Annotated in this window: 14 protein-coding genes; 9 read left to right on the top strand and 5 right to left on the bottom strand. The window is 64.4% G+C overall.

The window, feature by feature from the left end:
* Positions 1-72 precede the first annotated feature (72 nt).
* Entirely contained in the window at positions 73-858 is a 786-nt protein-coding gene (locus NCR35_RS12220; RefSeq protein WP_250534537.1) for an IclR family transcriptional regulator, read from the bottom strand.
* A gap of 188 nt (positions 859-1046) precedes the next feature.
* On the opposite strand from NCR35_RS12220, the gene NCR35_RS12215 reads away from it, so the two are divergent.
* The 4 genes from NCR35_RS12215 (at position 1047) to groL (ending at position 5166) form a co-directional block, all read left to right on the top strand.
* Positions 1047-2330, top strand: a complete 1284-nt coding sequence (locus NCR35_RS12215) for an MFS transporter (RefSeq protein WP_250534723.1) — start codon at positions 1047-1049, stop codon at positions 2328-2330.
* Between the two features lie 4 nt (positions 2331-2334).
* On the top strand, positions 2335-2781 hold the full coding sequence (locus NCR35_RS12210) for a type II 3-dehydroquinate dehydratase (protein WP_250534536.1): 447 nt from the start codon (positions 2335-2337) through the stop codon (positions 2779-2781).
* Between the two features lie 373 nt (positions 2782-3154).
* Positions 3155-3448 (top strand): co-chaperone GroES, encoded by a 294-nt coding sequence (gene groES / locus NCR35_RS12205; RefSeq protein ID WP_159836846.1) that lies wholly within the window; start codon positions 3155-3157, stop codon positions 3446-3448.
* Positions 3449-3525: 77 nt separating this feature from the next.
* Positions 3526-5166, top strand: a complete 1641-nt coding sequence (groL, locus tag NCR35_RS12200) for a chaperonin GroEL (protein WP_244847121.1) — start codon at positions 3526-3528, stop codon at positions 5164-5166.
* A gap of 103 nt (positions 5167-5269) precedes the next feature.
* Here groL and NCR35_RS12195 read toward each other — a convergent pair whose 3' ends face one another.
* The 3 genes from NCR35_RS12195 to NCR35_RS12185 form a co-directional block, all read right to left on the bottom strand.
* Positions 5270-5698, bottom strand: coding sequence for a hypothetical protein (locus NCR35_RS12195; protein ID WP_371826377.1), 429 nt, complete (start codon positions 5696-5698; stop codon positions 5270-5272).
* A 43-nt stretch (positions 5699-5741) separates the two neighbouring features.
* Positions 5742-6524, bottom strand: a complete 783-nt coding sequence (locus NCR35_RS12190) for a DUF72 domain-containing protein (protein ID WP_250534535.1) — start codon at positions 6522-6524, stop codon at positions 5742-5744.
* Positions 6525-6606: 82 nt separating this feature from the next.
* Complete coding sequence (locus NCR35_RS12185) at positions 6607-7482, bottom strand: hydroxymethylpyrimidine/phosphomethylpyrimidine kinase (protein ID WP_175945287.1); 876 nt, start codon at positions 7480-7482, stop codon at positions 6607-6609.
* Positions 7483-7749: 267 nt separating this feature from the next.
* Here NCR35_RS12185 and NCR35_RS12180 point away from each other — a divergent pair, with 267 nt between their 5' ends.
* Both NCR35_RS12180 and NCR35_RS12175 read left to right on the top strand, forming a co-directional pair.
* The gene (locus NCR35_RS12180; RefSeq protein WP_025527884.1) at positions 7750-7920 is read left to right on the top strand and encodes a rubredoxin; all 171 of its coding nucleotides are present in this window, start codon (positions 7750-7752) and stop codon (positions 7918-7920) included.
* A 268-nt stretch (positions 7921-8188) separates the two neighbouring features.
* Positions 8189-9583 carry a FimL-related protein gene (locus NCR35_RS12175; protein WP_248320413.1) on the top strand — a complete coding sequence of 465 codons (1395 nt, stop codon included), beginning with the start codon at positions 8189-8191 and terminating at the stop codon, positions 9581-9583.
* On the opposite strand, the gene NCR35_RS12170 is transcribed toward NCR35_RS12175, so the two are convergent.
* Positions 9573-11078: a cryptochrome/photolyase family protein gene (locus tag NCR35_RS12170; RefSeq protein ID WP_250534534.1), complete on the bottom strand. Its 1506-nt coding sequence runs from the start codon at positions 11076-11078 to the stop codon at positions 9573-9575. The genes NCR35_RS12175 and NCR35_RS12170 overlap by 11 nt on opposite strands.
* Positions 11079-11108: 30 nt before the next feature.
* Here NCR35_RS12170 and NCR35_RS12165 point away from each other — a divergent pair, with 30 nt between their 5' ends.
* From NCR35_RS12165 to pyrR, 3 genes are read left to right on the top strand one after another with little or no spacing between them, the layout of a single operon-like run.
* Positions 11109-11687 carry a YqgE/AlgH family protein gene (locus NCR35_RS12165; protein ID WP_175944792.1) on the top strand — a complete coding sequence of 193 codons (579 nt, stop codon included), beginning with the start codon at positions 11109-11111 and terminating at the stop codon, positions 11685-11687.
* Positions 11684-12130, top strand: a complete 447-nt coding sequence (ruvX, locus tag NCR35_RS12160; protein WP_175944790.1) for a Holliday junction resolvase RuvX — start codon at positions 11684-11686, stop codon at positions 12128-12130. The genes NCR35_RS12165 and ruvX overlap by 4 nt, the downstream gene beginning before the upstream one ends.
* Entirely contained in the window at positions 12117-12632 is a 516-nt protein-coding gene (gene pyrR / locus NCR35_RS12155; protein WP_250534533.1) for a bifunctional pyr operon transcriptional regulator/uracil phosphoribosyltransferase PyrR, read from the top strand. Before ruvX ends, pyrR begins: the two co-directional genes overlap by 14 nt.
* Positions 12633-12664: the final 32 nt, after the last annotated feature.

The raw sequence follows: 12664 nt of genomic DNA, 5'->3' as shown, positions 1-12664 counted from the left end.
CGCGCCGACACATCGGGGCATGTCGTTCGAAGCACCGATTCGCCGGCCGGAGCGCGGCGGACTCCTTCCTGCTCATCCTTTGCCGAGCGGCGGTCGAGTAGGGAATCCAGCCATATTGCTCAATTGCGCGAGTTCATTCGCCGCTTCGCGCAGCAGCACCGAATACTGATGAATTTTTTCGGCCGTCAGCCGCACGCGCGGACCCGCCAGGCTGATGACGCCGACGCAACGCGAGCCGCTCACGACAGGCGCCGCGACCGCCGACATCTTCGGCGCGAAGACTTCGTCGATCATCGCGTAACCGCGCACCCGCGCAGCGTGCAGAAACCCGAGCAGCGCCTTTAGCGTGGTCGGCGCATGAGGGCCGAATTCGTTCGGCTGACCGAAGCCCTGCTTGAGGACGAGCGCAGCCGCTTGTTCATCGGTCATCGTCATGAGCCATGCGTGACCGGTCGATGTGCACGAAAGCTGTGCCGTCTGTCCCATGTCGGGATCGTAACGAAAGCCGGACCGCTGACCGTCGGCCTTGCCGACCCAGATGATCGCATCGCCGTCCACGAGCGATAGCCGCGCGAGTTCGCCGGTTTGCGCCGCGACGCGTTCGATGATCGGCTGCGCGATATCCGCGATACCCGTCAGGCTCAGGAACTCCAGGCCATTCGACGTCATGCGCATAGTCAGGATGTAGCGGCTGTGCTCGGTCAGTTGCCGCACATAGCCGCTCTCGACGAGTTCGGTCAGCACGCGATGACACGAGCTGCGCGGCATGCCGAGCGCATCGGCGATCTCGACGAGTCCCGCACCCTCGCCTTGCGACGCGAGGAAATCCAGCACTCTCAGGCCGTTCTTCAGCGACATCGCTCGTCGGTTTTGTGATGTGAAATGCAGTTCCGGTGCGGAACGCCGGGCTTTCGCAGCGCAAACAATAACACCTGTTCGTCGCGAGAAGCGCACGGCATAGACACGAAAATATTCAGGAGACACCCATGGCAGTTACCGCTGACCCGAACTCGGCTGCGAGCGAGCGCTCGCCGCAGGCTCATCTGATGGCGCGTCGCGCAGTGGCGGGCGCCACTGTGGGCACGGCGCTGGAATGGTTCGACTTCGCGCTGTACGGCGTGGTCGCGGCCACGATCTTCCCGAAGCTCTTCTTCCCGTCGCTCGACCCGACCGCCTCGCTTCTGGCGTCGCTGGCGAGTTTCTGGGCCGGACTCGCCGCCCGTCCGCTCGGCGCGGTGCTCTGCGGCATGCTCGGCGACCGCTGGGGACGCCGTAATCTGATGCTGGTCACCGTTTCGGTGATGGGCGCCTCGTCGTTTCTGATGGGCTTGCTGCCCACGTATCAGCAAGTCGGCATTCTCGCGCCGACCTTGCTGGTTTCGCTGCGCATCGTTCAGGGTTTCGCGCTCGGCGGCGAATCGACCGGCGCGCAACTGATGGCGGTCGAACACGCATCCGCGAACAAGCGCGGGCTGTATTCGGGCCTGCTCGGCATCTGTTCGCCGCTCAGCCAGATCCTCGCGAATTTCGCGCTGTTCGCACTTTCCGCGCTGCTTTCGGCCGATGACTTCGAATCGTTCGGATGGAGGATTCCTTTCCTCGCCAGCTTCGTGCTCGTGCTGCTCGGCATCTATATCCGCATGAAGGTGAGCGAAACGCCGGCCTTCGAGGCGCTCAAAAAGAAGGGCGAAGGCGCGCGTTCGGCCAACCCGCTCGGCATCGTCTTCAGGTTCCACTGGCGGACCGCGCTTCGCCTGACGCTGTTCTTCTGCGGCCCGGCGGCGCTCTTCTATCTGATCGTGGTGTTCTCGCTCAGCTATCTCACGAAGAACCTCGGCGTGCCCAAGCAGACCGGCTTCATGCTGCTGATGGTGGCGAACGTCTGTGCCATCGCGGGCGCGCTGGCCGGTGGCTATCTGAGCGACCGGATCGGACGCAAGCGCGCGCTGATGATCGGCTCGTTCTGCACGCTGGTCTGCTGCCTCATCTACTTTCCGATCCTCAACCAGCACTCGGTCGCGTTGACGATGGCCGTGATGGGCGCCTTCCTGGGCTTCACGCAGTTTCAAAGCGGCATTCAGCCAGTGTGGTTCGCCGAATCGTTCCCGACCGAAGCGCGCTACACGGGCTCCGCTCTGTCTTACTCGGGGGCCAATCTGCTCACCGGCGGACCGATGCCGATCGTCGCCGTCGCGCTGCTCAATGCCTTCCATGGTTCGCCTTGGGCGATCGTGGCGGTCTGCGGCTCGTTGAATCTGCTCTCCTTCCTCATGATCGCGACGTCGCGGGAAACCAGAGACACCGCCTTCGAACGTAGCGCCACACACTGAAACCATGACTCGCAAACTCTACATTCTCAACGGCTCCAACCTGAACATGCTGGGCGCGCGCGAGCCGCACCTTTACGGACATACGACGCTGAAGGACATCGAAAAGAACTGTCTTGCGCTCGCTGAAGAACTGAAGCTGGATTGCGTGTTCCGTCAGACCAACAGCGAGAGCCAGTTGATCGACTGGACTCAGGAAGCCTTCCTGCACGACGCGGCGCTCGTCATCAACCCGGCCGGCTTCTCGTTCGGGCGGATTCCGGTGCTCGACGCGGTCAAGCTGATTAGCCGCCCGGTCGTGGAAGTGCACATAACGAACATTCACCGGCGCTCGGAGGAATACCGTCACTCGACAATCTCGGTGGCGGCTACTGCGGTGATCTGCGGGGCGGGCGCGAACGGCTACTTGCTGGCGATCCGCGCGGTCGACGATCTTTGGGGCAATCCGAGCTGAACGTGTCGCTCGGTCTGGCGAGCAAGCTGTCTCGGCGCGGACTTCGCTTCCCCCGGGATGCGCGGCAGGCAAGTGGACGGTGCTTATCAATACCCCGGGTTTACCCTCCCGTCGATCGTGACTCGACATTTGCGCGGACGGCAGCCGAAACCGCGGCATCGGCTCGTCCGTGCGTTCGCCGCACTGATCGCAAGTAACTCCTCAAAGCCACGGGAATCTCGACCCCGTTCCGCTCCCTCCTTGAAATTGTCAAATCCGGTCCATATAATTGGCACTCACTGCACGAGAGTGCTAACAAGATTTCCGTCCGGCGGGCGCTGCCCAAAGGACGGGCTTTCCCGCGTTTTCAGTCTCATTCAAGAGAGGAGTGTGTATGAACCTTCGTCCTTTGCACGATCGCGTCATCGTCAAACGTCTGGACCAGGAAACCAAGACCGCATCGGGCATCGTGATCCCGGAAGCAGCGGCAGAAAAGCCGGATCAAGGCGAAGTCCTGGCCGTCGGCCCGGGCAAGCGCGATGACAAGGGCACGCAAAACGCCCTCGACGTGAAGGTGGGCGACCGCGTGCTCTTCGGCAAATACGCCGGCCAGACCGTCAAGGTCGACGGGCAGGAACTGCTCGTCATGCGCGAAGAAGACATCATGGCCGTTCTGGTCAACAAGTAAGCATTCTTCCTGTAAGCCGGGCTTCGCGCCGAAAGGGCGGCGAGCCGGCACACTGAATCGAATCAAGGAGTCTGGATATGGCAGCTAAAGAAGTCACTTTCGGCGATTCCGCACGCGCCAAGATGGTCGAAGGCGTGAACATTCTGGCCAACGCGGTCAAGGTCACGCTGGGTCCGAAGGGCCGCAATGTCGTGCTCGAGCGTTCGTTCGGCGGCCCGACGGTCACCAAGGACGGCGTCTCGGTCGCGAAGGAAATCGAACTGAAGGACAAGCTCCAGAACATGGGCGCGCAAATGGTCAAGGAAGTCGCTTCCAAGACCAGCGACAACGCAGGTGACGGCACCACGACCGCTACCGTGCTCGCACAGTCCATCGTTCGCGAAGGCATGAAGTACGTCGCATCGGGCATGAACCCGATGGACCTGAAGCGCGGCATCGACAAGGCCGTCGCCGCAGCAATCGAAGAACTGCGCAAGATCAGCAAGCCCTGCACGACGAACAAGGAAATCGCGCAAGTCGGCTCGATCTCGGCGAACAGCGACACGTCCATCGGCGAGCGCATCGCTGAAGCCATGGACAAGGTCGGCAAGGAAGGCGTGATCACCGTCGAAGACGGCAAGTCGCTGCAAGACGAGCTGGACGTCGTGGAAGGCATGCAGTTCGACCGCGGCTACCTGTCGCCGTACTTCATCAACAACCCGGACAAGCAAGTCGCCGTTCTGGAAAACCCGTTCGTGCTGCTGCACGACAAGAAGGTTTCCAACATCCGCGATCTGCTGCCGGTGCTGGAACAAGTCGCGAAGGCTGGCCGTCCGCTCTTGATCATCGCTGAAGACGTCGAAGGCGAAGCTCTGGCAACGCTCGTCGTCAACAACATCCGCGGCATCCTGAAGACCGTTGCCGTGAAGGCTCCGGGCTTCGGCGACCGTCGCAAGGCCATGCTGGAAGACATCGCGATCCTGACCGGCGGTCAAGTCATCGCGGAAGAAACCGGCCTGACGCTGGAAAAGGCGACGCTGCAAGAGCTGGGTCAAGCCAAGCGCATCGAAGTGGGCAAGGAAAACACGACGATCATCGACGGCGCCGGCGAAGCCGTGAACATCGAAGCTCGCGTGAAGCAAGTGCGCAAGCAGATCGAAGAAGCGACGTCGGACTACGACCGTGAAAAGCTGCAAGAGCGCGTGGCCAAGCTGGCCGGCGGCGTGGCAGTCATCAAGGTCGGCGCTGCGACCGAAGTCGAAATGAAGGAAAAGAAGGCACGTGTCGAAGACGCTCTGCACGCAACGCGCGCAGCAGTGGAAGAAGGCATCGTGGCTGGCGGCGGCGTCGCGCTGATCCGTGCACGCCGTGCAATCGACGGCCTGAAGGGCGCTAACGCCGACCAGGACGCAGGTATCAAGATCGTCCTGCGTGCAATGGAAGAGCCGCTGCGCCAGATCGTCACGAACGGCGGCGAAGAAGCCTCGGTCGTGGTGGCGGCTGTTGCTCAAGGTTCGGGCAACTACGGCTACAACGCGGCAACCGGCGAGTACGGTGACCTGGTGGAAGCCGGTGTCGTCGACCCGACCAAGGTGACGCGCACGGCGCTGCAAAACGCGGCATCGGTGGCAGGCCTGCTGCTGACGACCGACGCAGCCGTCGCCGAACTGCCGAAGGAAGATGCTCCGATGCCTGGCGGCATGCCCGGCGGCATGGGCGGCATGGGCATGGACATGTAAGACGGCTTCGGCCCGATTACATCGGTGCGAGTCTCGCAAGGGGCTCGCGCCATGCCAGAAAAAAACCTGCAGCGATGCAGGTTTTTTTTCGCCCATCGAGAAGCTATTTGTTCATCTCGTCGCGCAGCTTTTGCGCGGCGGCCTTGTAGTCGTAGGTCGGGTAGAACTCCGTGTGATATCCGCCCCACGCGGTCGTCTCGATCGCGCGATTCACTTCCCGCAGCCTGTCCGCCGGCACGCGCAAGGTCACCACTTGCCCGATGCCCATCATCACGTACCACGACACCACTTCCACGCCCGGCGGCGGAAACGTCTTGAAGTAGCCTTGTTCCTTCAATTGCTGGTTGATCTTCGGCAGCGGCTTGGACTCGTCGTGCTTGAGGAAGATGGTCAGCAGGAACGTGCCATCGCCCGCAGGCGTGGCGGGCGGCGGCGATGCATCCTGCGCATGGACGGGCAGCGCCGCCGAGACAATCGTGGCGAGCATCGTGGCTCGAATGAGGCGAGCGAAGCGTCGTGCCGGCTTGTGCATCAGCGAATCTCCTTCGGAAGCAATGAGCAGAAGCGGAAGGGCGCTACGCCTTCCGATGATGAAGATGCAGACGCTCCATCACATGCAGCGCGTTAGGCTGCGCGTGGCCGAGCGTGGTGTTGTCGAAGATGCACCACACCTCGGGCGTCTTTTTCGCGCGGGTTTGCAGCGTGCGCGCGAGATCGTCGAGGTACGGGAAGTCGTACGAAGACTTGTAGAGATCCGGCGAGCCGTGCAGCCGCACGTAGACGAGCGACGCGTCCGCCCGATGCTTGATTTCGCAGTCGTCCGGAATCGGGTCGGCGTCCACATACGCGATGTGATGCGCTTTCAGAAGCGCCGCCGCCTCTTTGGTGAACCAGCTCGGATTACGCGCCTCGCACGCGACCGGCAGCTTGGTGCGCTCGCGCAGCGCCTTGAAGAAGGCATCGGCCAGATCGTGTTCGAAGGCGAGGCTCGGCGGCAGTTGCGCGAGCCAGCAGCCGAGCTTGTCGCCCAGTTTGCCGGCGGCAGCCAGAAATTCGTCGATGAGGGCGTTCGTGTCGGCGAGCCGCGCGTCGTGCGTGATCGCCTTGGGCAGCTTCACCGAAAAGCGAAACGAGTCGGGCACGCTTTGCGCCCACCTTTCGTACGTCTGCTCGCGATGCGGCTTATAGAAGCTCGAGTTGATTTCGACGCACGTCAGCACGCGTGCGTAGCGTTCGAGATGCGTGCCTTCGTCGGGAAAGCTGGACTGGACCGAACTCGAAAGCGCCCAGCCCGCGCAGCCGACGCGGATGGCGCCTTGCGGGCCGGGCTTGTGCAAATGGGGCAATCGATACGGCATGCGCTCGCAAAGCCTCCCTTCGTTGGTCTCCGAACTCCGTTCGTGTCGCTTCGTTCACTGCATCGTCGGCGCGCGATTTCGTCTAGTGCCGGGCTTCTCCGGGCAATCCGGCCGAATCGTCCGGCAAGGACGCGGCGTCGGTTTCGTCGTCCGCATCGTTCGAGCGCGCCCAGAAAAAGCGATCCGGCAGATACGCGCCCATGCCCGGACGAAACGCGGCGCGCGCCGCCTGAAACACGTACTCCTGCGCCTCGCGCGCGGCCTCGGCGGGCTCCTGGCCGTTCGCGAGCAGCGCGGCAACCGCGGCGCCGAGCGTGTCGGTGAGGCCCATCACGCGATGCAGCCCGCGATCCCACAAATCCTGCCGCACCTGTCCTTCCTCGCTGTACAGCGTGTTCACATGCCGATGCGTGCCCGTTTCCATCGCCAGCACGTACTCGCAGCCCTGCGCGAGAATGTGCGAAATCGCGGAATCGAGCGTCGGCGCTTCGGCGTCGCTGTCGGGCTGCGCAAGCTGCAGAAGCGTCGCGTGATCGGCAATCAGCATGGTCGTCTGCGGCACGAGCAGGTCGGCGAGCGATTCGCGCAGCTCGTCGGCGGACAGCACGTGCTCGTCGTCGAGCGTGAAGTCGGGCGCGAGAATCAGCGGAACGTCGTCGTAGTCGGACACCACTTCCGCGATCGCGGAGACTACTTCCGCCCGCGTGGCCGCGCCGATCTTGAACGCGGCGATCGGCATGTCTTCCAGCAACATGCGCGCCTGAGCGGCGACCGCGTCGGGGTCGAGGCCGTTGACTTCATCGCATGTTGCGGAATCGCGCACGGCGTAGCCGGTAAGAACCGTTGCGCTGTGGCAGCCCATGCTGGCGAGCGTGAGCAAATCGGCTTGCAAGCCGGAGCCGCCCGTGGGGTCCGAGAGCCCGAAAGTCAGAACGATCGGTGGAGAGTCGCCGGTCATGGCAAGAGCGGACATTTTTGGTTTGTATTGCACGAGTGAGACGATTCAGTTGCAGCGAACGCGAAAAAGACGCGCACGCCCGGACACGGTTCGATTATGCGTCCTATTGCCGCCCGTCTGCGGTCTTTGCGCACCTTTTTGCGTAGCGGGGCGCGCGCGTCCCGCTATGTGGGGATGCACGTCGGGCCAGCGCCTTGCTAGGCATCCACCCGGCAACACGGTACCATCATGGCCTAATTTCAATCGACCAATCGACGCGGCATAAGTATGGAATACAGAAGCTGGATGTGCCTGATCTGCGGCTGGATCTACGACGAAGAGGCGGGATTGCCGGAAGAGGGCATCGCGCCGGGTACCCGCTGGGAGGACGTTCCGATCAACTGGACCTGTCCCGAATGCGGAGCCCGCAAGGAAGATTTCGAGATGGTCCAGATCTGATCCGCATGCTCTACCGCGCCGCATGGCTCACGCCATGCGGCGCGTGTTTTTTGCGACCCGCGTTTCGTGCAGGCGTCGCAGGCGAGCCTTGGTGTGCGCCTGCGCGACGATCCGGCTGGAACATTCGTTTCCGCCTGCACTCGTAAAGGCATACGCTTGGAGCACGACAGGCTCGGCGGCGCTTCACGTCCGCGCCCGTCGATAATGCAGTTCAACCGCGCGTCGAGGCGGCGTCGCCACGCGCGTTTCTGGCTTGTGAGCGCCCGTTATGACATCTCGTCCCGACCTTCCCGTTCCGATCGAAGCCTTGCCGAACCCGCGCGGCGGCTCAGTCCGGCTCGCCGAAATGGCGCTCACGGATGCCATGCACGCGTTCCAGCGGCAGGGCGAGATCGCGCCTGCGCTCAAGCGCGCGATTGCTGCGCTGCATTCGGCCGGATGGCTGCCCGCGCAACGTTTCGCCGAGGCGCTGGCGCTGGTCGCGCCGCTCGGCGACGAATCGGAGGGCACGCACGACCGCATCGCGCTCGCCATGTCCGCGTTCCGCGCCGCCGTCGAGCGCCACAACCTGCGCGAACTGTCGTGTTCGACGGAACTCTTCGATCACTATCGCGGGCTGCACGCGCTTCTGGCCGTGCATACGCGCATTGCGCCGGTTTCCTACGATGACCTCGCGCTCGCCGGGCGCGCCATTGCGCCGTCGACGCTGCGGGGCGTCGCGCCGGAAAGGCTCGCGCGGGTCCGGGCGCACTACGAGGCGGCGCTGCTCGCGTTGCTGCGCGCGGGCGCCGACCAGCCGCAAGCCGACATCGACGAAACCTTCTCGCGGCTCGATGCCTGTCTCGCCGAGCTCACCGGGCCCGATCCGTACGACTTCTGGCGGCTCGCGTCGTCCACGGTGCGGGCGCTGCGCGAGCGGGCCGGCCGTCATGCGGATCTTTCCAGTTACGCGGACGCCAAGCGCCTCTACGCGCGCTTCAATCTCGTGCTCGCGGATCAGGCGCACGCGTCCACCTTCGCGCCGCGTTCGCTGGTGCGCGCGACGCTCGCGCTGCTGTGGCGCGACTTCGCGCTCTACGGCGCGACGCCCGAAGACGCCGAACACGTCGACGTTTTGCGCGACTACGGCCTGACCGTGGCCTGGCACGTGGCGGCGACGCCCGCGTCCGAAGCCGCGTGGGAGCAAGGCGCCGCGCAGGCAAGCGAAGAAAGCACGCGCGAGGCTGTCACGCGGGATCTCGGCGTGCTGCGCGTGAACGCAGCGGCCTACGAAGACTTTCTGCAAAGCGCGGAGGCGTCGATCGAAGGGCTCGTCGAGCGCGGCACGCAGGCGAGCGAAACCGGCACCGTCGATTCCGCCGCCGCGCTGCATGCGGCGAACGCGTCGCATCGGCTGGGCGCGGCGGCATGCGCGCTCGGGCTCGGGCACGTCTCGCTGCTCGCCGATACGCTCGGTCTCGCGTGGCGGCGCGTCGCGCATCAGGGCGAAGGCGCGGCCGAAAGCGATGCCCGCGGCCTCGACGCCTCCATCCCCGAGCGCGCCGCGCAAACCCTGCGCTCGATGCTGCATCAGGCGGCGGCGGGAATCGCGCCGTCGGAAGGACGCGCGTCGATTGCCGCGCTGACCGCAATGATCGAGCGCCCTCCGGCGGTTACGCGATAGCGTCGTCGTCGTCCTCGTCGGCGGGCGCGGCGCGTTTGGCCGGCCCGCGCACGACGTCGTAACGTAGCAGTGTCCGCTTGCGCGCGGCGTCGTGATCGACGATCGGCGGCGGATAATCCGCGCCCAACGCGATCTTCGCGGCCTTCAGCGCGTCCGGCTTCGCCAGCCACGGCGCATGAATGTCGCGGTCGGACAGCCCCGACAGCTCCGGCACATAGTGGCGGATGAACTTCCCGGCGGCGTCGAACTTCTGCGACTGCGTGACCGGATTGAAGATGCGGAAGTACGGCTGCGCGTCGCATCCGCTCGAAGCCGCCCACTGCCAGCCGCCGCTATTCGACGAAAGCTCGAAGTCGTTCAGCTGCGCCTCGAAATACGCCTCGCCGCGCCGCCAGTCGATGCCGAGGTCCTTCGTCAGGAAACTCGCCGTCACCATGCGCAGGCGGTTGTGCATGTAGCCCGAGGTGTTGAGCTGGCGCATGGCGGCATCCACGAGCGGATAGCCGGTTTGTCCAGCGCACCACGCGGCGAAATGCGCGTCGGCCGCCTCGCCCGTTTCCCATATGATGCGGTCGTATTCCGGCTTGAACGCGCGATGGTCGCCCGGCATGCCCACGCGCGGGAAATGGTGCAGCACCGCAAAGTAGAAGTCCCGCCAGATCAGCTCCGATAGCCACGTCTGCGCGCCGCGGTCGCCGTGGCGCTGCGCATCGTGCGCGACGCGGGCGAGTGCGCGGATCGACACCGTGCCGTGCCGCAAGTGCACGCCCATGTAGCTCGGGCCTTTGACCGCCGGGAAGTCGCGCGTGCGGTCGTAATCCGTCATGCGGTCGCGGAAGTCGTCGAAAAGCGCGTACGCGCCGACCGTGCCTGCCGGGAACGCGGGGCCTTCTGCATCGGCGAAACCGAGCGCGGCGAGCGACGGAATGCCCTGATCCGCCTGCGCGGGCGGCTTGCCGAGCGCGTGCAGATTGTCTTCCGACGCATAAGGCTGCAACGCGTCGGGCGTGAGCGTTTCGAGCCACTTGCGCTTGTACGGCGTGAACACGGTGTACGGCTTGGCGCTGCCCGTCAGCACCTCGTCGCGGTCGAAGATCGCCTGATCCTTGAACTCGAAAAACGCGATGCCCGCGCCCGCGAGCCTTTGCGCGACCGCTTCGTCGCGTGCCTTCGCGGACGGCTCGTAGTCGCGGTTCACGAACACGGCGTTCGCGCCGCACTCGCGGGCGAGCGCGGGAATCGCGTCGAACGGCATGGCGTGCCGCACCAGCAGCGCGCCGCCGGCCGCCCGCAGCGTGCGATCCAGCTCGACCACGCTTGCATGAATAAAGGGCACGCGACGGTCGTTTTTAGCGAGCGGAGCGAGGATTTCGCGGTCGAAAACGAACGCGCACAGCACGCGACGGCACCGTGTAAGCGCATGATAGAGTGCAGCATTGTCTGCCGCGCGCAGGTCCCGCCGAAACCAGACCAGCCCCACATCGAAGTCGGCCATCTCGCAGCGCCTTTGTTAAAATCCTGAATTATGTCCAAGACTTCCGATCGCATCAATTTGACGAACCAGTTCCTGATCGCCATGCCCTCCATGGTCGATCCGACGTTTTCCGGAACGGTGGTCTACCTTTGCGATCACACCGATCGCGGTGCGCTGGGTCTCGTCATCAACAGGCCGACCGACATCGACCTGCAATCGCTTTTCAACCGCATCGACCTCAAGCTCGAAATCGAGCCGCTCGTGCACTTGCCCGTGTATTACGGCGGTCCGGTGCAGACGGAGCGCGGCTTTGTCCTGCACGAAGCGGGCGAGGGCGAACCGTATAGCTCGTCCATGAGCGTGCCCGGCGGCCTTGCCATGACCACGTCGAAAGACGTGCTCGAAGCGGTCGCGAGCGGCAAAGGCCCCGAGCGTTTCCTGCTGACGCTCGGCCACGCGGGCTGGGGCGCGGGGCAACTCGAAGAAGAAATCTCGAAGAACGGCTGGCTCACCGTCGAAGCGGATTCGCGCATCATTTTCGACGTGCCCGCAGAGGACCGTCTCGAAGCGGCGCTGTCGCTGCTTGGCGTGTCCCGCTCCATGCTCTCCGGCGAAGCAGGGCACGCATGAGCCGCGAAGCCACGCTGCTGGCATTCGATTATGGCGAAAAGCGTATTGGTGTCGCCGTCGGCAATACGTTGACGCGCAACGCTCGCGCGCTCGCCGTGCTCGAAAACCGCGACCGTGACTATCGCTTTCAGGAAGTGGGCAAGCTCTTGCAAGAGTGGAAGCCGGACGCGGTGGTCGTCGGAATGCCGATGCATCCGGACGGCACGCCGCACGAAATGAGCGCGCTTGCGAAACGCTTCGGCAATCAGGTGAACGGCCGTTTCAACGTGCCGGTGCAGTGGGTGGACGAGCGATATTCGTCCGTCGATGCGAAAGCCGACTTGCGCGAGCGCGGCGTGCGCCCGAATGCGCGCGGCCGCTTCGACGGCATCGACGCCGAAGCCGCCCGCGTCATCCTCCAACAATATCTCGACGGACTTCCCGACGATCATGAGTTCCATTGACGCAGAGGCGCTTTATCGCGCGCTCGTCGAACAGATTCGCGCGGCTTACGGCGCGTCGCTCGCGGCGGCAGACGGCGTGGCGCTCGCGGGCATCTACAGCGGCGGCGCGTGGCTGGCCGAGCGGCTCGCGAAAGACCTGGGCGCGCCGCATTTCGGCGTGGTGAACGTGGCGCTGCATCGCGACGACTACGCGAAAAAGGGCCTGCACAGTCAGGCGAGCCCGACTTCGTTGCCGTTCTCAGTCGAAGGCCGCCGCATTCTGCTGATTGACGACGTGCTTTCCACCGGCCGCACCGTGCGCGCGGCGATCAACGAACTCTACGATTACGGCCGTCCCGCTTCCATCGATTTCGCCGTGCTCGCCGACCGCGGCGGACGCGAAATGCCGATCGCGGCGCGTTTCACCGGCGGTATGGTGGACGTCGCGGCGAACGAAGACCTCGTGCTCGCGCGCCGCGACGACGGCACCTTCGGCTTCACGACCGAGCCGCGCACGCACTGACGCTCAAGCGGCACGCGTCTCACGCCCAAGCA

Source organism: Caballeronia sp. AZ10_KS36 (genome assembly GCF_023631105.1).
GTDB lineage: Bacteria > Pseudomonadota > Gammaproteobacteria > Burkholderiales > Burkholderiaceae > Caballeronia.
Note: the sequence above shows the minus strand (reverse complement) of the source record. Positions and strands in the feature narration are given on the sequence as shown.

Bases quoted from the DNA above. Each gene is read 5' to 3' on its own strand.
- NCR35_RS12220 (WP_250534537.1), bottom strand. From the start codon at position 858: ATGTCGCTGAAGAACGGCCTGAGAGTGCTGGATTTCCTCGCGTCGCAA.
- NCR35_RS12215 (WP_250534723.1), top strand. From the start codon at position 1,047: ATGGCGCGTCGCGCAGTGGCGGGCGCCACTGTGGGCACGGCGCTGGAA.
- NCR35_RS12210 (WP_250534536.1), top strand. From the start codon at position 2,335: ATGACTCGCAAACTCTACATTCTCAACGGCTCCAACCTGAACATGCTG.
- groES (WP_159836846.1), top strand. From the start codon at position 3,155: ATGAACCTTCGTCCTTTGCACGATCGCGTCATCGTCAAACGTCTGGAC.
- groL (WP_244847121.1), top strand. From the start codon at position 3,526: ATGGCAGCTAAAGAAGTCACTTTCGGCGATTCCGCACGCGCCAAGATG.
- NCR35_RS12195 (WP_371826377.1), bottom strand. From the start codon at position 5,698: ATGCACAAGCCGGCACGACGCTTCGCTCGCCTCATTCGAGCCACGATG.
- NCR35_RS12190 (WP_250534535.1), bottom strand. From the start codon at position 6,524: ATGCCGTATCGATTGCCCCATTTGCACAAGCCCGGCCCGCAAGGCGCC.
- NCR35_RS12185 (WP_175945287.1), bottom strand. From the start codon at position 7,482: ATGACCGGCGACTCTCCACCGATCGTTCTGACTTTCGGGCTCTCGGAC.
- NCR35_RS12180 (WP_025527884.1), top strand. From the start codon at position 7,750: ATGGAATACAGAAGCTGGATGTGCCTGATCTGCGGCTGGATCTACGAC.
- NCR35_RS12175 (WP_248320413.1), top strand. From the start codon at position 8,189: ATGACATCTCGTCCCGACCTTCCCGTTCCGATCGAAGCCTTGCCGAAC.
- NCR35_RS12170 (WP_250534534.1), bottom strand. From the start codon at position 11,078: ATGGCCGACTTCGATGTGGGGCTGGTCTGGTTTCGGCGGGACCTGCGC.
- NCR35_RS12165 (WP_175944792.1), top strand. From the start codon at position 11,109: ATGTCCAAGACTTCCGATCGCATCAATTTGACGAACCAGTTCCTGATC.
- ruvX (WP_175944790.1), top strand. From the start codon at position 11,684: ATGAGCCGCGAAGCCACGCTGCTGGCATTCGATTATGGCGAAAAGCGT.
- pyrR (WP_250534533.1), top strand. From the start codon at position 12,117: ATGAGTTCCATTGACGCAGAGGCGCTTTATCGCGCGCTCGTCGAACAG.